This window comes from Mesorhizobium sp. LCM 4576, from assembly GCF_001854815.1.
In the GTDB taxonomy this organism is placed as follows: domain Bacteria; phylum Pseudomonadota; class Alphaproteobacteria; order Rhizobiales; family Rhizobiaceae; genus Mesorhizobium; species Mesorhizobium plurifarium.
Window position 1 is genome coordinate 452,454 of record NZ_MDDT01000057.1, and the last position, 19,856, is coordinate 472,309.

At 61.3% G+C, this 19,856-nt stretch carries 18 protein-coding genes and 1 tRNA gene; 9 read left to right on the plus strand and 10 right to left on the minus strand.

Translation table 11 applies throughout. The features are described 5' to 3' along the window. Window positions 1-1,608, minus strand: coding sequence for a carboxyl transferase domain-containing protein (locus LCM4576_RS27855; RefSeq protein WP_071035647.1), 1,608 nt, complete (start codon window positions 1,606-1,608; stop codon window positions 1-3). 103 nt (window positions 1,609-1,711) lie between these two features. Here LCM4576_RS27855 and LCM4576_RS35325 point away from each other — a divergent pair, with 103 nt between their 5' ends. Both LCM4576_RS35325 and LCM4576_RS27860 read left to right on the plus strand, forming a co-directional pair. After that, the gene (locus LCM4576_RS35325; RefSeq protein WP_071074709.1) at window positions 1,712-1,966 is read left to right on the plus strand and encodes a type II toxin-antitoxin system HicA family toxin; all 255 of its coding nucleotides are present in this window, start codon (window positions 1,712-1,714) and stop codon (window positions 1,964-1,966) included. Beyond that, the gene (locus LCM4576_RS27860) at window positions 1,963-2,331 is read left to right on the plus strand and encodes a type II toxin-antitoxin system HicB family antitoxin (RefSeq protein ID WP_071035648.1); all 369 of its coding nucleotides are present in this window, start codon (window positions 1,963-1,965) and stop codon (window positions 2,329-2,331) included. The genes LCM4576_RS35325 and LCM4576_RS27860 overlap by 4 nt, the downstream gene beginning before the upstream one ends. Here the strand turns inward: LCM4576_RS27860 and LCM4576_RS27865 are convergent. The 3 genes from LCM4576_RS27865 to LCM4576_RS27875 form a co-directional block, all read right to left on the minus strand. Continuing rightward, entirely contained in the window at window positions 2,328-3,491 is a 1,164-nt protein-coding gene (locus LCM4576_RS27865) for an isovaleryl-CoA dehydrogenase (RefSeq protein ID WP_071035649.1), read from the minus strand. The two genes, LCM4576_RS27860 and LCM4576_RS27865, sit on opposite strands and share 4 nt — an antisense overlap. After that, entirely contained in the window at window positions 3,460-4,104 is a 645-nt protein-coding gene (locus tag LCM4576_RS27870) for a TetR/AcrR family transcriptional regulator (RefSeq protein ID WP_071035650.1), read from the minus strand. The genes LCM4576_RS27865 and LCM4576_RS27870 overlap by 32 nt, the downstream gene beginning before the upstream one ends. Window positions 4,105-4,337: 233 nt before the next feature. Then, window positions 4,338-4,619, minus strand: coding sequence for an acylphosphatase (locus LCM4576_RS27875; protein ID WP_071035909.1), 282 nt, complete (start codon window positions 4,617-4,619; stop codon window positions 4,338-4,340). A 138-nt stretch (window positions 4,620-4,757) separates the two neighbouring features. Between LCM4576_RS27875 and LCM4576_RS27880 the strand changes: the two genes are divergently transcribed. Continuing rightward, complete coding sequence (locus tag LCM4576_RS27880) at window positions 4,758-5,246, plus strand: MarR family winged helix-turn-helix transcriptional regulator (protein WP_071035910.1); 489 nt, start codon at window positions 4,758-4,760, stop codon at window positions 5,244-5,246. A 45-nt stretch (window positions 5,247-5,291) separates the two neighbouring features. Here LCM4576_RS27880 and LCM4576_RS27885 read toward each other — a convergent pair whose 3' ends face one another. Continuing rightward, window positions 5,292-6,404, minus strand: coding sequence for a pyridoxal phosphate-dependent aminotransferase (locus LCM4576_RS27885; protein WP_071035651.1), 1,113 nt, complete (start codon window positions 6,402-6,404; stop codon window positions 5,292-5,294). Window positions 6,405-6,620: 216 nt separating this feature from the next. On the opposite strand from LCM4576_RS27885, the gene LCM4576_RS27890 reads away from it, so the two are divergent. Together LCM4576_RS27890 and LCM4576_RS27895 are read left to right on the plus strand one after the other, a co-directional pair. Next, window positions 6,621-8,288, plus strand: coding sequence for a sulfotransferase (locus LCM4576_RS27890; protein ID WP_071035652.1), 1,668 nt, complete (start codon window positions 6,621-6,623; stop codon window positions 8,286-8,288). Window positions 8,289-8,525: 237 nt separating this feature from the next. Next, window positions 8,526-10,205 carry a sulfotransferase gene (locus LCM4576_RS27895; RefSeq protein WP_071035653.1) on the plus strand — a complete coding sequence of 560 codons (1,680 nt, stop codon included), beginning with the start codon at window positions 8,526-8,528 and terminating at the stop codon, window positions 10,203-10,205. Window positions 10,206-10,469: 264 nt separating this feature from the next. On the opposite strand, the gene LCM4576_RS27900 is transcribed toward LCM4576_RS27895, so the two are convergent. From LCM4576_RS27900 to LCM4576_RS36625, 3 genes are all read right to left on the minus strand, one after another. After that, on the minus strand, window positions 10,470-11,612 hold the full coding sequence (locus tag LCM4576_RS27900) for a porin (protein WP_071035654.1): 1,143 nt from the start codon (window positions 11,610-11,612) through the stop codon (window positions 10,470-10,472). 385 nt (window positions 11,613-11,997) lie between these two features. Further along, window positions 11,998-12,088 (minus strand) — tRNA-Ser (locus LCM4576_RS27905). Then, entirely contained in the window at window positions 12,050-12,196 is a 147-nt protein-coding gene (locus LCM4576_RS36625) for a hypothetical protein (RefSeq protein WP_157901242.1), read from the minus strand. Before LCM4576_RS36625 ends, LCM4576_RS27905 begins: the two co-directional genes overlap by 39 nt. Before the next feature lie 230 nt (window positions 12,197-12,426). Between LCM4576_RS36625 and LCM4576_RS27910 the strand changes: the two genes are divergently transcribed. Together LCM4576_RS27910 and LCM4576_RS27915 are read left to right on the plus strand one after the other, a co-directional pair. Beyond that, the gene (locus LCM4576_RS27910; RefSeq protein WP_071035655.1) at window positions 12,427-13,626 is read left to right on the plus strand and encodes a porin; all 1,200 of its coding nucleotides are present in this window, start codon (window positions 12,427-12,429) and stop codon (window positions 13,624-13,626) included. A gap of 239 nt (window positions 13,627-13,865) precedes the next feature. Next, on the plus strand, window positions 13,866-14,942 hold the full coding sequence (locus tag LCM4576_RS27915; protein WP_071035656.1) for a site-specific integrase: 1,077 nt from the start codon (window positions 13,866-13,868) through the stop codon (window positions 14,940-14,942). A 178-nt stretch (window positions 14,943-15,120) separates the two neighbouring features. On the opposite strand, the gene LCM4576_RS27920 is transcribed toward LCM4576_RS27915, so the two are convergent. Beyond that, entirely contained in the window at window positions 15,121-16,020 is a 900-nt protein-coding gene (locus tag LCM4576_RS27920) for an alpha/beta fold hydrolase (RefSeq protein WP_071035657.1), read from the minus strand. 96 nt (window positions 16,021-16,116) lie between these two features. Further along, a complete protein-coding gene (locus LCM4576_RS27925; RefSeq protein ID WP_071035911.1) occupies window positions 16,117-18,150 on the minus strand; it encodes a lytic transglycosylase domain-containing protein in 2,034 nt (677 codons plus the stop codon). Between the two features lie 276 nt (window positions 18,151-18,426). On the opposite strand from LCM4576_RS27925, the gene dapA reads away from it, so the two are divergent. Together dapA and smpB are read left to right on the plus strand one after the other, a co-directional pair. Next, window positions 18,427-19,308, plus strand: a complete 882-nt coding sequence (dapA, locus tag LCM4576_RS27930; RefSeq protein ID WP_071035658.1) for a 4-hydroxy-tetrahydrodipicolinate synthase — start codon at window positions 18,427-18,429, stop codon at window positions 19,306-19,308. Between the two features lie 25 nt (window positions 19,309-19,333). Further along, entirely contained in the window at window positions 19,334-19,813 is a 480-nt protein-coding gene (gene smpB, locus LCM4576_RS27935) for an SsrA-binding protein SmpB (protein WP_071035659.1), read from the plus strand. Window positions 19,814-19,856: the final 43 nt, after the last annotated feature.

A 19,856-nucleotide genomic window follows, 5' to 3' on the forward strand; every position in this document is an offset into this window, starting at 1 on the left:
TTACATCCTGAACACGCCGAACTTCGTCTCCTCGATGCCGGCATTGAGCGCCGCCGAGAGGCTGAGCGCCAGCACCTCGCGCGTTTTGGCCGGATCGATGATGCCGTCGTCCCAAAGCCTTGCCGAGGAATAGAGCGGGTGACCCTCATGCTCGTATTTCATCAGGATCGGCTTCCTGAATTTGGCTTCCTCCTCGGCGCTCCATTCGCCGCCCTTGCGCTCGATGCCTTCGCRCTTGACCATGGCGAGCACCGTCGCGGCCTGCTCGCCCCCCATCACCGAGATGCGAGCGTTCGGCCACATCCACAGGAAGCGGGGTGAGTAGGCGCGGCCGCACATGCCGTAATTGCCGGCGCCGAAGGAGCCGCCGATGATCACCGTGAGCTTCGGCACCCTTGCGGTGGCGACCGCCATCACCAGCTTGGCGCCGTCCTTGGCGATGCCGCCGGCCTCGTATTTGCGGCCCACCATGAAGCCGGTAATGTTCTGCAAAAAGATCAGCGGAATGCCGCGCTGGCAGCAGAGCTCGATGAAATGCGCGCCCTTCAGCGCGCTTTCCGAGAAGAGCACGCCATTGTTGCCGATGATGCCGACCGGCATGCCATGCAGATGCGCAAAGCCGGTGATCAACGTAGTGCCGTAGTTCTGCTTGAACTCGTCGAACTCCGAACCGTCGACGAGGCGGGCGATCACCTCGCGCACGTCATAGGGCTGGCGCAGATCCGTCGGCACGACGCCGTAGAGTTCGCTCGGATCGTAAAGCGGTTGAATCGGCTTCTGCAAATTCAGGCTTACGGCCTTGTTGCGATTGAGGTTCTTGATGATGCGCCGGCAAATGGCCAACGCATGCTCGTCGTCCATGGCGTAGTGGTCGGCGACGCCGGACAGCCTGGTGTGGACATCGGCGCCGCCGAGCTCCTCGGCGCTGACATCCTCGCCGGTGGCGGCCTTCACCAGCGGCGGGCCGCCGAGAAAAATTGTCGCCTGGTTGCGCACCATGATCGTCTCGTCCGACATCGCCGGCACATAGGCGCCGCCGGCCGTGCAGGAACCCATGACGCAAGCGATCTGCGGGATGCCGGCCGCCGACATGTTGGCCTGGTTGTAGAAGATGCGGCCGAAATGCTCGCGGTCGGGGAAGACCTCGTCCTGGTTGGGCAGATTGGCGCCGCCTGAGTCGACCAGATAGACGCAGGGCAGGTTGTTCTGCAGCGCGATCTCCTGCGCTCTCAGATGCTTCTTCACCGTCAGCGGATAGTAGGTGCCGCCCTTCACCGTGGCGTCGTTGACGACGACCATCACCTCCGTGCCCTCGACGCGGCCGACGCCGGTGATGATGCCGGCCGACGCGATGTCCTCGCCATACATCGACCATGCCGCGAACTGGCCGACCTCGAGGAAGGGTGAGCCGGCATCGAGCAGTTGCGCCAGCCGCTCGCGCGGCAAAAGCTTGCCGCGTGAGACGTGGCGTTCGCGGGCTTCATCGGAGCCGCCGCGCTCGACGATTGCCGCCTTCTCGGAAATTTCAGCGACCAGCCCCCGCATGCGCTCGGCATTGGCGCGGAAGGTGTCGGAGGAGGGGGAGATCTGCGAGGTCAAGGCGGGCATTGACGAACCTCAGACGATATCATATTTCAGTATCACTTCGGGCCCTCGCCCTGACCCCAGAGGAACTGACCACAACGGTATTCGATTGGGGAGGGTGAAAGCCATGAAAGCAACGCACCGGCAGACACTGGACAAGATATTTGCGAACCCCGTCAGTGCTTCGATCAAATGGCGAGACGTCGAGGCGTTGCTGATCGCACTTGGAGCCGAGGTTTCGGAAGGCAGYGGATCGCGGGTCCGGTTTACCATTGCGGGCCAGACACTATTCCTGCATCGCCCCCATCCGTCGCCTGATACCAAGCGATGGGCGATCAGGGATATCCGCGAATTCTTGACGAACGTTGGAATAAGGCCATGAAGCTTTACAAGGGATATGCCGGCTCGATCGAGTTCGACGATGAAGACATGGTGTTCCATGGCCGCATCCTTGGCATTCGCGACATCGTTACCTTTGAGGCCCAGACCGCCGAGGAATTGGTGAAGTCGTTTCATGACAGCGTCGACGATTACCTCGTCTTTTGCAAAGAGCGCGGTGTCGATCCGCAGAAGCCCTATTCCGGCAAGCTGGCCCTGCGCACCACCCCGGAAATTCACGCCTTGCTTGGCAAAGCGGCCRCCAGCGATGGAAAATCGATCAACCAGTGGGTGTCCGATACACTTGCTGAAGCTGCCCGCAAGCGGATCGACGAGAGCTCGACGAAGGTCACAAACCGCGCTCACTAAATCCCCTCCGCCATGATCTCGCGGCCGATCAGCCAGCGACGGATCTCGCTGGTGCCGGCGCCGATCTCGTAGAGCTTGGCGTCGCGCAGCAGCCGTCCCGTCGGGTGATCGTTGATATAGCCGTTGYCGCCRAGCAGTTGGATGGCATCRAGCGCCATCTGCGTCGCCTTCTCGRCCGCGAAGAGCACGCAGCCGGCGGCGTCCTTGCGCGTGGTCTCGCCGCGGTCGCAGGCGGCCGCCACGGCATAGACGTAAGCCCGCGCGGCGTTCATCGTCGTATACATGTCGGCTAGCTTGCCCTGCACCAGCTGGAACGTGCCGATCGGCTGGCCGAACTGCTTGCGCTCATGCACATAAGGCACGGCGACGTCGAGGCAGGCGGCCATCAGCCCGAGCGGGCCGCCGGAGAGCACTGCACGTTCATAGTCGAGCCCCGACATCAGCACCTCGACGCCGCGCCCTTCCTCATGCAGCACATTCTCGAACGGCACCTCGACATTCTCGAACACCAGCTCGCCGGTGTTGGAGCCGCGCATGCCGAGCTTGTCCAGCTTCTGCGCGACTGAAAAGCCGGCCATCGTTTTCTCAACGATGAAGGCCGTGATGCCGCGCGAATGGCGTTCCGGATCGGTCTTGGCATAGACCACCATCGTTCCGGCGTCGGGGCCGTTGGTGATCCACATTTTCGAGCCGTTGAGGACATAGCGGTCGTTGCGCTTTTCGGCGCGCAGCCTGAGCGACACCACGTCCGAGCCGGCGCCAGGCTCCGACATCGCCAGCGCGCCGACCGTTTCGCCGGAGCAAAGGGCAGGCAGGTACTTCTCCTTCTGGGCCGGCGTGGCCCAGCGGTTGATCTGGTTGACGCATAGGTTCGAATGCGCKCCGTAGGAGAGGCCGACCGAGGCCGAAGYGCGCGAAATCTCCTCCATCGCCACGACATGCGCCAGATAGTTCATGCCGGTTCCGCCGAAATCGGGGTCGGCGGTGATGCCGAGCAGGCCGAGCGCGYCGAGCTCACCCCACAGATGCGCGGGGAACTCGTTGGAACGGTCGATCTCCGCCGCGATCGGCGCGATCCTGTCCTGGGCGAAGCGCCGCACGGTATCGCGTAGCGCCTCAATGTCGGGATCAAGTCCGAAGCTGAGCGTATTCGTGTACATGCGCAACCTCCCTGCCGTCGATCTTCGCGCCGACGAGCCGCATTGTCATGGAAAGATATGTCGTGGTGACTTCAGCGACCGACAGCCGTTCGCCTGGCCGGAACCAGACGATGACGCCCGTCATCATCTGGATCAGTGCCATGGCGGTGAGCCCGGTATCGTCGACTTGAAAGAGACCGGTTTCGGCGCCATCGCGCAGGATCGTGCGCAATTCCTTCTCATAGGTCGTGCGCATCTTGAGGATCTGCGTCAGCCTTTCATGCGAGAGGCTGCGCAACTCCATGTTGGAGACATGGGTGGCGCGACGCCGCTCGATGTGGAAAGCGATGTGGTTCTCGACATAGGCGGCAAGGCKGGTCACCGGATCGGCGGTGGCCGRCCGCGCCGCTTCCCAAGCCTTGAGCAGACCTTCCATATGCTCACGCATCAGCGTGAACAGAAGGTCCTCCTTGGTTGGAAAATAGCGGTAGAGCGCGGCCGCCTGCACACCGACCTCCGCCGCCAACTGCCGCATCGACATCGCCTCGTAGCCCAGCCGCGCGATCAGGCTGACCGCCGCTTCGCGGACGGCCGCTTCGGTCTTTTCCCCGTCGGACCCGGTTGTACGCGCCATATCCGCCTCCGGCGATATTAATAAAACGAACGTTCAATTAATTCAAGGTGGGAAGAAAGCAATTCCTCGCCCCCGCAAAGCGGGGGAGAGGTGGCTCGGGCGAAGCCCGAGACGGAGCGGGGGTTGCGGCGCTGGCGGGTTTGTTCTGAAATTCATCAAGATTGCGCTGTCCCCCTCTCCGTCGCGGCTTCGCCGCGCCACCTCTCCCCACTGTCGTGGGGCGAGGAATGGCCCTAGACGATGATCCTGAAATCAGCCGGCGCGTCGCCGGCCGCTTCCTCGATCTCGACCTTCGAGACAAGCGCTCCTCGCGGCCCTTGCCACAGGCGTTCGATCATCGCCGTGACCTCGCCATCGGCGCCGGCAAGCAACGCTGTGACCGAGCCGTCGCGCTCGTTGCGCACCCAACCCGTCAGCCCGAGTCGCATGGCCTCACCGCGCGTCCAAACCCGGTAGCTCACGCCTTGTACCCTGCCGGAAACGCGCACCCGAACGGCTCTTTGCTCACCTTGCATCGTCCGCTCCAGAATCGTCCCCATCAATCTGGAGCACGAGGGGTGAAATGCAATCGGTTTGAGGGCAGCAATTCCGCTGATAATTGACTCAGTCAACCAATGAGGGAATTATCGGACGCAATGCCCAAGGAGGCCAGCATGCCGCACGACGCCCTGGTCCATGAGATTCGCCGTTTCAACCGGTTCTACACCGGGCTGGTCGGGTTGCTCGACGAGACCTTGATGCAGAGCCCTTACACGCTGGCCGAGGCGCGCGTGCTGTTCGAGCTCGGGCGCAAACCCCGACCGGGCGGYGGACGGGCCGGTTTGCTGGCGCGCATGTTTCATCTCGACCTCGCGCCAGCGGYGTCGGAGTTGGCCGGCGAACTCAACCTCGCCCCTGCCTATCTCATGAGGGTGCTTCGGAAACTCACCGCCATGGGGCTGGCAGGAATGCGCGATGGCTCGGAGAACGGGCAGCCCGTTCTTTCGCTGACCAGGCGGGGCAGGGCCGCGCTGGTTGATCTTGAGGCGGCGACCAACCGCGACCTCGCCCGGCTGATCGTCAAGCTCGAGGACAAGGAAGCCGCGGAGCTTTCCGATGCGCTGAACCGCGTGACGCGCCTGCTGGCAGCCGCCGAAACGTGAATTGCCGGTCTGCTCCGGGAAGCAGGCATATGGGCCAGGGTTCGGTCAGTTCCCCCGCGCCGCCGCCAGCGCGCCGGGCAATTCCTCGGCGAAGATGTCGAGCTCATGGTCGAGGCCGACGCTCACCCTTATGCAGCGGTCGAGCCGTGGCGCCATCGGCTTGCGGATGAACACGTCGCGCGACAAAAGATTCTGCATCACTTTCAGCGCGAAGGCGCCGTCGCGGCCGCAGTCGATGGTGACGAAATTGGTTGCCGACGGCAGCGGCTTGAGATCGTTCCGCCTGGCGATGGTTGAAATGCGCTCGCGGCCTGCCGCCACGCGCGCCACCACCGAGTGCAGGTAGTCCTGGTCGGCCAGCGCCTCGAGGCCGGCGATCTGCGCCATGCGGCTGACGCCGTAATGGTTGCGGATCTTCTCGAAGTCGCGGATCACCTCCGCTTCCGCGACCGCATAGCCGCAGCGTATGCCGGCCAGTCCGTAAGCCTTGGAGAAGGTGCGCATGCGGATGACGTTCGGCCGCGCGACATCGATCGCCGGCAGCGCCGAGGCCGGCCCCAGTTCGCCATAGGCCTCGTCGAGCACCAGCATGGTGGTTTCAGGCAGCGCCTCGATGAAGCGGACGACATCCGGCGCCTCCCACCAGCTTCCCATCGGATTGTCTGGGTTGGAGAGATAGACCAGCGGCGCCTTTTCGCTCGCGACCTTGGCAAGAAGACCGTCGAGGTCCTCCTTGTCGTTGGCATAGGGGACCGTCACCAGGCGGCCGCCGACACCGGCGATATGGAAGTTGAAGGTTGGGTAGGCGCCGAGCGAGGTGACGACGGCCTCGCCTGGAGCGACATACATGCGCGCCACCAGGCCAAGCAGGCCGTCGATGCCTTCGCCCACCACCACGTTTTCGACGGCCACGCCGTGATGGGCCGCGGCCGCCACCTTCAGCTCGTAATTGTCGGGATCGCAATACATCCACTGATCACGTGCGACGGCCTCCATGCGGGCGATGACGCGCGGCGAGGGGCCGAAACTGCTTTCATTGGCGCCGATGCGGGCACGGAACGGCCGCCCGCGCTCGCGCTCCTGYGCCTCAGGGCCMACGAACGGCACCGTGGTGGGAAGCGCACCGATGATGGGCGTGAGGGAGGGGCGCTGGCGCATGGCAAAAGCTCGCGTGGAAGGGGCGTTCTTGCTAGCGTGACTGGTAGGTGGACGCAAGCCACGGCTGCTTGCACCTAGGATCGGGCGCCACGATTGCAATGTCGCCGGCTTGCTAATAGCCACGTCGACTGCTTGCCGGATCTTCATGCTGCAGCGCACCGGCTCGGTCGACATGCTTTGGYTGGATTCTTCCTCCCTCCTTTGATAGCAAACCGGATGAGCAATCGATTGCCGCCCGCCTGGGCCAAGCACCTCAAGACCCAGTCCACCGCCAAGGTTGGGTCCTCGAGGGCCGGTATGCCGAAAAGCAGTCCGCTGCCTGCGCAAGCGGATGGCACGTTGCTGAGGCAGGCACTCGAGCTGCAGAAAGAGAAACGCTTTGCCGAGGCGGAGGAACTTTGCCATCGCGTCCTAGCAAGGACGCCAGAGCATCCGCTTGCACTATATATCCTCGGCACGCTTGGGCTCGATTTCGAGCCCGCCCTGGCTATCCAGTACTTTGAACGCGCTCTCGCGCGCGAGCCGCGCAACCCCTTTTTTCGACTCAGTCTCGGGGAARCTTGGCTGAGCGTTGGCGAATATCCGTCTGCAATCACTCATCTGAAGCGCGCCTGCGAGTTGAAGCCCGACCTGGTGGAGGCCTACTGCAACCTGGCTTTGGCCTACGCTAAGTTCGATAGGGCCGATTTGGCGTTGCCCACCTATGAACGAGCCTTGGAGCTCGACAGGGATCACCCGCTTGCCCGGATGGGTATCGCACGTGCTTTGATAAGTTTGGGTCGCATGGACGATGCAGTCACTTATTTACAGGAGAATATTGAGCGGCGCGTGCACGTGGCAAAGGCATATTATGCCTTGGCGGATATCAAGAAGTTTTCCATCGAGCCGCCAGAGCTTGAATCAATTCTTGGTGAGATTGCGAAACCGGGCGTTTCGTCGGGAAGCGCGCATGATCTTCATTTTGCTRCAGGGAAGATACTCAATGATATCGGGYGATATAGCGAATCAATAGATCATTTTTTGGAAGCTAGAGCGTTCAAGGTTTGCGATTTTAATATTGAATACTATCGTAAGCGGGTTGACGCTCTGATTAGCCTCTTCGATCCGAAGTTGTTGGCCGAAAAAAGGGGATATGGGGACTCGTCTGACGTACCTGTATTCGTTTTGGGAATGCCGCGCTCCGGTACAACGTTGACTGAGCAGATAGTGTCGAGCCATCCTGATGTGCATGGCGCGGGCGAGCTCACCAAAATGGAATGGATCGCCGTCGCCAACGGCCTGAAGCGGGGTGCGCCTGTTGCCGATTTTGGAACGCTTGTACGCTCGTTGACCGGCACRCAATTGAGGTCATTGGCCAAGGATTATGTTGACAATCTTAGATTTTACTCGCAGACGGCGCTTCGAATTGTGGACAAAATGCCTCACAATTTCGAGCTGATTGGCCTGATAGCAATTATATTTCCTAACGCTCGGATTATCCACTGCAGGCGAAATGCTGTCGATAATTGTATTTCATGTTTCAGTTCAGATCTGAGGGAGGGGCATAGTTATAGCTACGACCTTAGCACTCTAGGGGCTTATTATCGGGAATACGATCGTCTGATGCGTCACTGGGAGGCGCTTCTGCCTGGACGAATTTTTCACAACCGATACGAGGACATGATTTCGGACCAAGAGGGGCAGTCGCGTCGATTGATAGATTACCTGGGGTTGCCTTGGGACGATGCCTGTCTCCGCTTCTTCGACAAGGAAGGATCCGTCAGGACACTCAGCCACTGRCAGGTTCGCCAGCCGATCTACACATCTTCGGTCAAGCGCTGGGAGAACTATGGAGAGAAAATCCAGCCATTGATCGATGCCCTTGGCGACCTGGCTGATATCTGAGCACCGAACGGTGGCGTTCGTGGTGAAGCCGTGGCGCRCCAAGTGTACGGCGCCGATGCCAAACTCGCTTCAATTGCCGTAGGACATCCCRCATGAACTGTCGACGGCGGCCGCTCGGTCACCGCCTTGCACAACTGTCGGATCCGGCTCCCGATCCACAAACGGTGTGAACTGAGACAGCGGCGTGTAGCTTGCCGGGTTGCTGGATTCTCGAGCCTGTTTTTGCTAGCCAGAAGCATGAGCAATCGACTGCCGCCCGCCTGGGCCAAACATATCAAGTCCGGCTCGATGTCCAGACCGTCCGCTGCGACATCCAGAGTATTGCCGCAGGCCAATCCGCCGAATCCGGATTCACATGCACGGGCCGACCACCTGTTGCTGAAGCAGGCCTATGAGCATCAGCAGGCCGGACGTCCGAAGCAGGCTCAGGATCTGTGCCTGCAGGTTCTGGCGCGCACGCCGAACCACCCGCGCGCGCTCTACATCATGGGAAGCATATGCCTGGGCTATGACGACGAGTTGGCGTTACAGTATYTCGCACGCGCCGTCGCAGAGGAGCCGCGGAACGCCCACTACCACCTCAGCCTGGGTGAAGCTTATCTAAAGGTCGGCGAACATTCGTCGGCGATCGAGCATATGCAACGCGCCCTGGAACTGCAGCCTGATCTTGTCGTGGCGCTCTGTGYCTTGGGACGCACCTACATCGAATCCGATAAGCCCGATCTGGCCGTGCCGCTTTACGAGAAAGCGCTGAAGATCAACCCCGATCATCCCGAGATCAGGGTCGGGCTGGCCAATGCCCTCAGCAGCGTGGGCCGCATGGATGACGCCGCCGTTTGCCTGAARCACGCGATAAAGCGGCGCATCGACCTGYCAGGCGCGTATTACCATCTTGCGCAGACGCAGAAGTTCACTGAGGAGCCTCCTGAACTCGGCGCCATACTCCGGGAGCTTGGCAACTCGAAACCGGGGTCAGATGGTGCTCGGCTGCTCCACCATGCCGCCGGCAAGGTACTCAATGATCTCAAACGCTATGATGAAGCGTTCGATCATTTCCGGAAAGGGAAACAGGCTTCTCAACCGTTCGATATCGACCAGTACCGCCGGTGGATCGACGCGCTGATCGAGGTCTTCACACCGGGGTTGTTTGCCGCCGCCGAGCACGGCTTTGGCGATTCCTCCGAACTGCCGGTTTTCGTGGTTGGCATGCCGCGCTCCGGGACGACGCTGACGGAACAGATCCTGGCCAGTCATCCTGATGTCTACGGCGCGGGGGAGCTTGCCAAGTTGGGGCGAGTTGCGAATGCCATCGGCCTCAAGCCCTCATTGGCCGGAAAGTTGAACGGGCTTGTCGATTCGATCACGCCGAACCTGTCGAAAACGTTGGCCAAGGAGCATTTGTCTTACCTGGCGGAACGGTCGGCTACGGCGCTGCGCATCGTCGACAAGATGCCRCACAATTTTGAGCTGGTCGGCCTTATCGCCTTGCTCTTCCCCAAGGCGCGCATCATTCACTGCCGTCGCGATGCCATCGACAATTGCGTTTCCTGCTTCGTTCTGCCCTTCAACGATCATCACARCTACAGCGACGACCTGAAGACCCTCGGTCTCTACTATCGCGAATATGACCGCTTGATGCAGCATTGGAATGACGTGCTTCCGGGCCGCATCTTCGAGAATCGCTACGAAACGCTTGTTGATGACCAGGAGGCACAATCGCGGCGCCTCATCGATTATATCGGGCTGCCGTGGGACGACGCCTGTCTGCGCTTTTTCGACAGGGAAGGGGCTGTCACCACACCGAGCCGCTGGCAGGTCCGTCAGCCGATCTATAAGTCGTCCGTCAAGCGCTGGAAGAACTATGAAAATGAAATTCGGGCGCTGCTGGAGGCGCTTGGCGACCTCGCGGATACTTAATGCGAGACGCGCCAATGACGGATGTGCCTTGGCGCCACGGGTACGCCATGAGCGCCGCCTGTAAGAGAATCTCCGCGCACAGTTGAGGCAATCCTGTGTCGGATCACAGGCGGCAATCGCGCTCCTTGAGCATCTGAGAGGTCCTTCGAACGATGGCTGCCTGCGTCCTTCGGACAGAGGCAGTTCGATCGACGCTGTTCCGACGGCCCCAATAAAAAACCCGGCGGTTGCCCGCCGGGTTCGATTTCAACAAGGCGAAATCTATTAGAAGTCGCGCTGGAAGYGGACGAAACCGCCGAGAGCGTTCTTCTTGCCGGGCTCCAGCTCGGTCCAGTTGTAGCCGTTCTTGTCGTGGTCGTTGTGAGCCCAGTCAAGTTCGGTGATGACCGAGAAGCCGGGAACGATCGTGTAGGCGACGTTCGCCGCGAGACCGAATTCCTTCTTCTGGTCATACGAGACCTGAAGGTTGAACGAGGTCTTCTCGTTGAACTTGTAGGTGCCACCGCCCMACACAGCCCAATTGCCACCCCACGGCTTGTAGAAGTTGCGCGGAGCGTTGTCATCGGTGCCGTAGCCGCCAATCACGAACAGCGACAGAGCATCGTTGACATTCACATCCAAGCGAACCTTGCCGGCCCACTCTTCCCAGTTGCTGTTGTAAGCGAYGACGCCGCTGATACCACCCCAGCCCTGCGTCCACTTCACGCCGCCGACGATGTGCGGCACGTAGCTGTCGATAAGCTCGCTGCCCTCATCGCCCCGGAGACCGTCAACAGTACGGAGGGAGCGGTCGGCATAATGATAGCCGCCGTAGRAGTTACCCTCTTCGAACGAGACAATGGCCGAGAAGCCGTTGCCGGCATCGAAGGTGTAGCTGATCAGGTTGGTGTCAAAGCCGCCGTAAGGAACGATCGTATCGTTGATGACGGCGCCCGCGTAACCCTGGAAGGTGTCGAAGGCCGATTCGTCAGCGCCGATGCGCAGACCACCGAGCTGGACCCAAGCAAAGTGCGAGTTGACCGACGTAGCACCGTCGCTGAAGTCGAAACGGGTCTCGGTATAGGTCTTCAAGGTGCCGAGCTCGGTTTCCTGGCCCGTCCAGGTCTTCAGCGCGAAGCGGGCGTTCTTGTGCCACGAACGCTGCGAGTCACCGTCCCGAACGTCCGTCGTCTCACGACCGGTGAACGAGCCCTGCTCGCCAGCCGAAGCGTCATAACGGAGATAGCCGCCGATGCGCAGGCAGGTCTCGGTGCCCGGGATGTAGAAGTAGCCGGCGCCGTAGACGTCGCAGATCTTGACGTATTCGGCCGGTTCCGGCTCGGCGACGGTCACCGCGTCGGCGGCGCGAGCACCGGAAACTGCGATCAGGGCCGCAGCTGAGCCGAGAAGAAGGCTCTTGATGTTCATTTTCTGACCTCCAGTCAAAAGTTAAAAAACGGGTCTGGGTATTTTTTGCTGAAGGACAGCGTTCCCTGCCCCATCCCCACTACCGAAAAAGATGCGCACCGCGCCGCTCCTTCGAAGCTGACATTACCCATGAGCCGGCGCCGTTCAACCACGATCGTGTCGCCGCAAGGGCTGTCCGGGCGCTATCGCCGGGCGTTGTTGCACAAATGACACGATTTGGCCTCACTCAGAAAGCTCTCGTTAACCATCGAGCCCCTCGAGGCCCTGAATCCGGGCGAATCCGGCAATAGGTCGACGGAATTACGGCGCGCCGGCGAGTCGGGCGCCAACCAGTTGCCGCAGAATCGCCTTGCGAGGGGGGGGTCGCGCGCGGCGCGGGGGAAGATGGCGGAGAGGATGGGATTCGAACCCACGAGAAGCTTTTGACCTCTACTCCCTTAGCAGGGGAGCGCCTTCGACCACTCGGCCACCTCTCCGTCGCGCCGCTGGATAAAGAAAAGCGTGAGCACAATCAACAAGCCGGCGCCATAATCGCCGAAAAATCCTTCGGCCGGCAGGTGCGACAGCGGGCGCTGTACCGGCATGACATCGGATCATGAGCAGCGAATCGGGACTTGCGCAGCCTTTTCGAGCCAGGCCCCGGCGACTTCATCCGAACTTCGTCGCCCATCGGCAGCCGGACGCGCAATCGCCCGAGTAAATACCTTTGGCTTCGCTGCTTAAGGCAAAAAAAGAAAGCAGTAACAAAGCATTGAGGGTGATTTCGGTCGAGAACGCCTGTCGCTCCCAGTCGATTCTGACTGGAGGTCAGAAAATGAACATCAAGAGCCTTCTTCTCGGCTCAGCTGCGGCCCTGATCGCAGTTTCCGGTGCTCGCGCCGCCGACGCGGTGACCGTCGCCGAGCCGGAACCGGCCGAATACGTCAAGATCTGCGACGTCTACGGCGCCGGCTACTTCTACATCCCGGGCACCGAGACCTGCCTGCGCATCGGCGGCTATGTTCGCTATGACGCTTCGGCTGGCGATGCCTACATGCACGGCTTCACCGGTGCTGATGCGACCGACGTGAAGACTGGGGACACCCAGGATACTTGGGCGAAGAATGCACGCTTCACGCTGAAGACCTGGACCGGTCAGGAGACCGAGCTCGGCACCTTGAAGACCTATACCGAGACGCGCTTCAACTATGGCAACGGYGCTCACACGGGCCGCCTTGGCTTTGATGGCAGCGACAATCTTGCTAGCAGCGGCGGGACCGGCACCAGCGTTTCGCTGAATTTCGCCTGGATCCAGCTTGGCGGCCTCCGCGTCGGTAAGGACGAATCGGCCTTCGATACGTTCAGCGGTTATGCCGRCAACGTCATCAACGATACGCTGGTTCCGTATGGTGGCTTCGATACCAATGTCATCCAGTACTATTTCGATGCTGGCAACGGTTTCTCGGCCGTGGTCTCTCTCGAAGAGGGCAGCGACAGCAGGTTCACCGTCGATGCAAATGGCGATGGCCTCTTTACCGAAAAGTACGTTGATTACATCGGTGTGATCGACAGCTACGTTCCGCACGTTGTTGTGGGTGCTAAGTACACCCAGGGCTGGGGCGCCATCAATGGCGTGGTCGCCTACGACAGCAACTACGAGACTTGGGCCGGCAAGGTCCGCTTGGATGTGAACGTCAACGACGCGCTGTCTCTGTTTGTCATGGGTGGTTATGGCCAGGAAAACTTCGACGGGCCGACGAACCCGACGGGTCATTCCTTCTTCAAGCCGTGGAACGGCAACTGGGCCTTCTGGGGCGGTGGCACCTACAAGTTCAACGAGAAGACCTCGTTCAACCTCCAGGTTTCGTATGACGACGGCAAGGACGTGGGCGTGGCGGCGAACATTGCCTACACGGTTGTCCCTGGCTTCACGGTCACCGGCGAAGTTGACTACCTCAACCACACCAGCACCAACTTCTATGGTGATAAGGGCGACGGTATCGGCGGCATCCTCCGCTTCCAGCGCGATTTCTAAGGGCTGGAACCCTACAGGTGGAATCCGGCCCGGGCGCTTTCACGCCCGGGCCGTTTTTTTGTTTTCGCGATTGGCGCCAAACGAAAGGATGGGGGTAAACGATAAGCAGAGCGAGATCTTATGCACGATTTCGTGGGATCCCATCGACGGATGGATCGGCATAAGACTCCAAGAACTCTTGAAAGGACGCCTTCAAGCGGGTAGAGCTGGCTCTAACCACTCGGGGGTGTGGTGTAAAAATGTCGAACGAAGCGATTCAAGAGGGGGGCTCCTCTGATCATTTCGCGTTTTTTTCTTCTCAGAATTCGAATTTTCGATACACCTACAACAAGATCAGAGAAGTAAAATCGTATAGGGTCGGGGAGCTGTTCGCAGCTTATCGGGATATACTCTGGGACGATGGGCGGCATAAATACAATGTCAGCTCTTTCATCGGTGAAATAGACGAGATCCTTCTGGGAGAGCGTTTCAGCACCTTTGACCAGAACACCCTGGACAATCTTATCGGTACATTGCGCCAGCGCGGCAACAGCAATGCAACCATCAATCGCAAGATGGCTGCCCTCAGCAAATTGCTGCGTAAGGCGCATAAGATGGGAGATATCCACAGCCTGCCCGAGTTCCGCCGCCAGAAGGAGCGGGCGGGACGGATTCGTTTCCTCGAAAGGGACGAAGAAGCGAGGCTGTTCGCGGCGATCAGGAGCCGCAGCGAGGATGCCTACCGGCTTTCCGTCTTCCTTGTCGACACCGGCTGCCGTCTCGGCGAGGCGCTCGGCCTGATCTGGAACGATATCCAGGAACACCGGGTCTCCTTCTGGATCACCAAATCCGGCCGCAGCCGCACCATTCCGATGACCGAACGAGTCAAGGACGTCATCAAGCTTCCGCCGAACACGGAAGGGCGCCGGCCGAAGGGYCCGTTCACCAAGCTGACGCAGGCGCAGTACCGCGCGATCTGGAACGAAGCGAAGGCGGAAGTCGGTCTCGGCGCCGATGAACAGGTGGTGCCGCACATCCTGCGTCACACTTGCGCTTCACGTCTCGTCCAGGGCGGTATCGACATAAGGCGCGTCCAGATGTGGCTGGGCCACCAGACATTGTCGATGACCATGCGTTACGCGCATCTGGCCACCAACGATCTCGATGGCTGCGTCGTCGTTCTGGAAAAGCCGCGCGGCGATGAAGCCTCGCCGCGGTCGGCGGAGAGCTCCGTGTTCGCATCGCCCCTCACCACGCCGACCTCCGCCCCATCGTCTCGGAAAGCGAAAGGGTCGGAACCGGCCAAGACGTCCCGCAAACGCTCGAAAGGCGAATAGAGCAATTCCAGGAAAAGTGTGAGCGGTTTTCCGTCCGGAATTGCGTAAAAGCAAAGACATAGGGTGTTTCGCCGTTTCCGTGAAACGGTGAAACGCGTTAGGCCGGTCGGATCGGCCTCGCCGACGGATAAAAATCTATATTTCGTGATAAAGCTCGAGGCTGATATAGTCTCGAGCTTTACTTTTGTTTGACTTGATCTTCTTCTCGATCGAGAAATGCGGCGATCTTTTCCGGCAAATCGCTGGCTTCGAGGAAGGGCGCGTGGCCCTGGCCTTCGGCGGTGATCGATTCCATGCCGGGATGCCGCTTCTGCATGTCGTTAAGTGTCGCCGTGGAAAGYAGTCTCGAGTTTGCGCCGCGAATGGCAAGCAGCGGAATGGCGGCAAGCGCGTCGAACTGCGGCCACAGGTCCGGCAGCGGCTTGCTGAAATCGATGCCGGCCAGCGTGTCGACCAGGGCCGGGTCGAAATCCGRCACCCAGCCGGCCTCCGTCTCGCGGCAGATTGCCCGGACCATTCGCGCCCAGTCGGCGTCGGTGAGCGCCGGAAAGTCGGCGCCATGCACGCGGCGCTGGGCATCCACCGCCTCGGCGAATGTTTTCGGTTTTGGCGCACGGTCGAGATAGGCGCGGATATGGGCGAGGCCCTCCGCCTCGATCACCGGGCCGATGTCGTTCAGCACGATGGCTTTCAGTGCGGCCGGCTTCAACGCCCCGAGCACATGGATGATCAGCCCGCCGCGTGAGGTGCCGATGAAGGCGGCCTGCTCGATGCCGAGCGCAGATAGCCCGGCAAGCACATCGCCGGCTTCGACCCCGACATTATAATGGCCGATATCGGGATCGTGGTCCGATTGCCCGCGACCGCGATAGTCGAAGGCGATGACCTTGCGCGGGTTCCTGGCCTTGTTGGAAAGGTAAAGGGCCAACTTGTGGAAATCGCGAGCATTGCGGGTAAGGCCGGGCAGGCAGACGACCGGCCAACCCTCGGCATTCGCCTTGCCGTAGAGCCGGGCATGCAGCTTCAGGCCGTCGGGTGCCGCGTAGAAGAAATCGGAAAAGCCTTCGTCGCTCGCCATCGGAGTGCTGTCCTCGCTGGGGGTGGYCGACAGCTACAGGCGAGAGTGGGGATCGTCAAACACTCTTCCTTCTCCCACAAGGGAGAAGGAAGAACCTCAACCTCGTCCGTTCACAAGGTCCCCCACGATGTCGTATTTCCCCGAAATACGCATCTTGTAGACCTCGTAGTTTTCCATCACGCGTTGCACGTAACTTCTTGTTTCCGTGTAGGGAATCCGCTCGATCCAGTCGACGACGGCGTCCACGTCCTTAGCGCGCGGGTCGCCGTATTTCGCCACCCACTGGGCGGCGCGGTTCGGGCCGGCATTGTAGCCGGCGAAGGTCAGCACATAGGAGCCGCCGAAACGGTCGAGCTGCTCGCCGAGGAAAGCCGAACCCAGCGTCGCGTTGTAGCCGGCATCGCTCGTCAGCCGCGCCTGCGAGAAACTCATGCCGGCCTTCTTAGCCAACTGCTTGGCGGTGGCTGGCATCAATTGCAGCAGGCCGCGCGCTCCGGCGCTGGAGACGGCGCCGACGTTGAACTCGCTTTCCTGTCGGGCGATGGCATAGGCAAGCGCCTTGCCGGACCCCGAGATATTGGCCGAATCGGGAATGACGCCCAGCGGATGCGACAGCGCRCCGACGTCGATGCCGCGCTGAGCAGCGATCTTGCCGACCTTCAGCGCCATGAAATGGTTGCCCTGCTTTTCGGCCAGCACCGCAAGCAGCGCCAGTTCGCCCGGGCTGGTCAGCTGCCCGGCAAGGTCGCGGTAGAGCGTTTCGGCGTAGCGGTCATAGCCCGCCTCCTGCAGCCGCTTGATCGCGTTCACCGCCTCGCGGCCCTCGAAGCTCTGGCGGTCGGCCGCGCTCGGTTTCGGATAGACGATGTTGAGCGTCCTCAAGCCCACGCGCTCGCCGGCGAGCTGGCCGTAGAAGGTCGTGCCGTAGCTGGCCGCGCGCGTGAAATAATCCTTGGCGCTGCCCGGGCCGCCCACTTCCGCCGCGCGGCCGAGCCAGTAATAGGCGCGCGACAGCGACACTGGTCCCTGCGCGAGCTCGGCGATGCGCTTGAAGTGGATGGCCGCGGCCGCCGGATCGTTGAGGCCGCGCAGCGCGTACCAGCCGGCATGGAATTCGGCCTCGGCGGCATTGGCCGGGCTTTCGGCCGCGTGCATGGAGACGATTTTGTAGGCGGTCTTCATGTCGCCCTGGTCGACCAGCTCGCGCGACAGCACGCGGCGCTCGACCCACCAGGCATCGGGATCGACCAGCGAATCGCGGTCCGTCGGCGCCTTCATCACGACGGTCGCCGCATCGGCGAATTTCTGCTGCTTGCGCAGGTATTCCGCCTCGGCGAAGAAATAGCCGGCCGAGCGCTGCGCCGCGGGCACCGCCTTCAATAGCCTGGCGGCGTTCTTGTCGCCCTTGTCGGCGGCCGCCCACGCATCCGCCAGCGGCTGCGCGCCGGCGAGCCCGGCGACCCGCAGCGCCGAAGACGGCCGGTTGGCGTAGAACATGCGCTCCATACGGTAGCGATGGTCGGCCGCCGGAATCAGCGTGCCGAACTCCTTGATGATGGCATTCTCATCCTTGGCTTCCAGCTTTTCGCTGCGCCAGAACGGCACCAGCACCGCGCGGGCGGCCGCCTGGTTGCCAAGCGCCACCTGCGAGCGGGCAAGGATGATGACGCCCTCCGGCGTCAGCGGCTGGCTGCGGCCGAACGCCTGCACCACCACTTGTGGCGGCGGGTTTTCGCGATAGAGCGCGCGCTCGCTGTTCTTGCGCAGCGCGATCGTGCCCGGCCACCCGGGCAGCATCTTGGCGGCATCGGCAATCTCGCCGCTCGGCACCTGATCGCCGCCGTAGAGCGCGATCGCCCACGCCAGGATGTGTCGGTCGAGCGAAATGGCGGGCAGCGTGTCGCGCGCATTGCGCGCCCCGGCAATGTTGTTGGCGGCGAGCGCGTCGAGGCCGCTCTTCAGTTGCGCTATGTCGGGGGCGGTCGACGTTAGGCCCGGCGCTTGCGGCGCATCGGGCACCGGGATTGCAGCCGTGACGCGCGCATCGACGCTGCCGCCGATCGCCATAGTCGGCGTCAGCGCGACGATCGCGCCCAAAAGCGCGAAGAAATGAGGCCGCCTCGTCGGCATGTTCAATCCTAGCACATCGTCAGCGGGTACGGCCTTGAAAGCCTAAACAGACTCTAAACTTAGGTGGTGAAGGGCTCGTAAACAAAAGGTTATCGAGGCCGTTCGAATTGCACCCGCTGGCTCTATTGCGATCCTTGCCGCTGAACCATGTCGAGACTATGGTGCGCGGCTTCGCTTTCGGTTAGAAGGCGCGCAAATAAGATACCGACGCATGTCGCCCGATGGCGGGAAAGAACGACATGCATAGACAACGAAGTTCCAAGGAGTTTGGACGATATGCTGAGAGGCTCGCTCACCGCGCTCGTGACACCGTTCGAAAAGAGCGGGCGCTTCGACGAGAAAGYCTTTCGCGCTTTCGTCGAATGGCAGATCGCCGAAGGCACCAAGGGCCTCGTCCCGGTCGGCACCACCGGCGAGTCGCCGACGCTCTCGCATGAGGAGCACCGCCATGTCGTGAAGGTCGCCATCGAGGTGGCCAGGGGCAGGGTGCCGGTCGTGGCCGGCGCGGGCTCCAACAACACCGAGGAAGCGGTCGGCCTCGTGAAGTATGCCGAACAGGCCGGCGCCGATGCCGCCCTTGTCGTCACGCCTTACTACAACAAGCCCACGCAGCGCGGCCTTTATGAGCATTTCGCCGCCGTTGCCCGCGCGACCAAGCTGCCGATCATCATCTACAACATCCCGCCGCGCTCGGTGATCGACATGATGCCCGAGACGATGGGCCGCCTGGCGCACGACTTCAAGAATATCGTCGGCGTCAAGGATGCCACCGGCAAGGTGGAGCGCGTCTCCGAGCAGCGCATGACCTGCGGCAAGGAGTTCATCCAGCTATCCGGCGAGGATGCTTCCGCGCTTGGCTTCAACGCCCATGGCGGCGTCGGCTGTATTTCGGTCACCTCGAATGTCGCGCCGCGCCTCTGCGCCGAATTCCAGGAAGCCACGCTTTCCGGCGACAGCGCCAAGGCGCTCGAGCTGCAGGATCGTCTCCTGCCGCTGCACAAGGCGATCTTCATGGAGCCTGGTGTTTCGGGGTCGAAATACGCGCTGTCGAAGCTCGGCAAGATCGAGAACGTGGTGCGCTCGCYGCTGGTGACGGTCGAGCCCTCGACCGCCGAGAAGATCGACGCGGCGCTAAAGCACGCCGGCTTGATAAATTAGGGATGAGGCGCCACCTCTCCGCATTATGAATCAAGCCAAGAAAGCCGACCCCAACAACAGGACGGTCGCCGAAAACCGCAAGGCGCGCTTCTCCTATGAGGTGCTCGACACGATCRAGACCGGCCTGGTGCTGACCGGCACCGAGGTCAAGTCGCTGCGCCAGGGCCAGGCCAACATCCAGGAGAGCTACGCCTCGGCCGAGGGCGGCGAGATCTGGCTGATCAATTCCTATCTGCCGGAATATCTGCAGGCCAACCGCTTCAACCACGAGCCGCGTCGCCGCCGCAAATTGCTGGTCTCCAAGCGCGAGATGGCGAAACTCTCGCAAAGCGTCGAGCGCGAAGGCATGACGCTGGTGCCGCTGAAAATCTATTTCAACGACCGTGGCCGCGCCAAGCTGCTCTTGGCGATTGCGCGTGGCAAGAAATTGCATGACAAGCGCGAGACCGAAAAGCAGCGCGACTGGTCGCGCGAGAAGGGCCGGCTGCTGAAGGAGCGCGGCTAAGCCTTCGCCCGATGGCGGAAACAGGCCGCCTGAAAAAAGGCCA

Excerpts from the sequence above, each read along its gene's own strand:
- LCM4576_RS27875 (WP_071035909.1), bottom strand. The coding sequence starts at position 4,619 with ATGCAAGGTGAGCAAAGAGCCGTTCGGGTGCGCGTTTCCGGCAGGGTA.
- LCM4576_RS36625 (WP_157901242.1), bottom strand. The coding sequence starts at position 12,196 with ATGCCGGTACAGCGCCCGCTGTCGCACCTGCCGGCCGAAGGATTTTTC.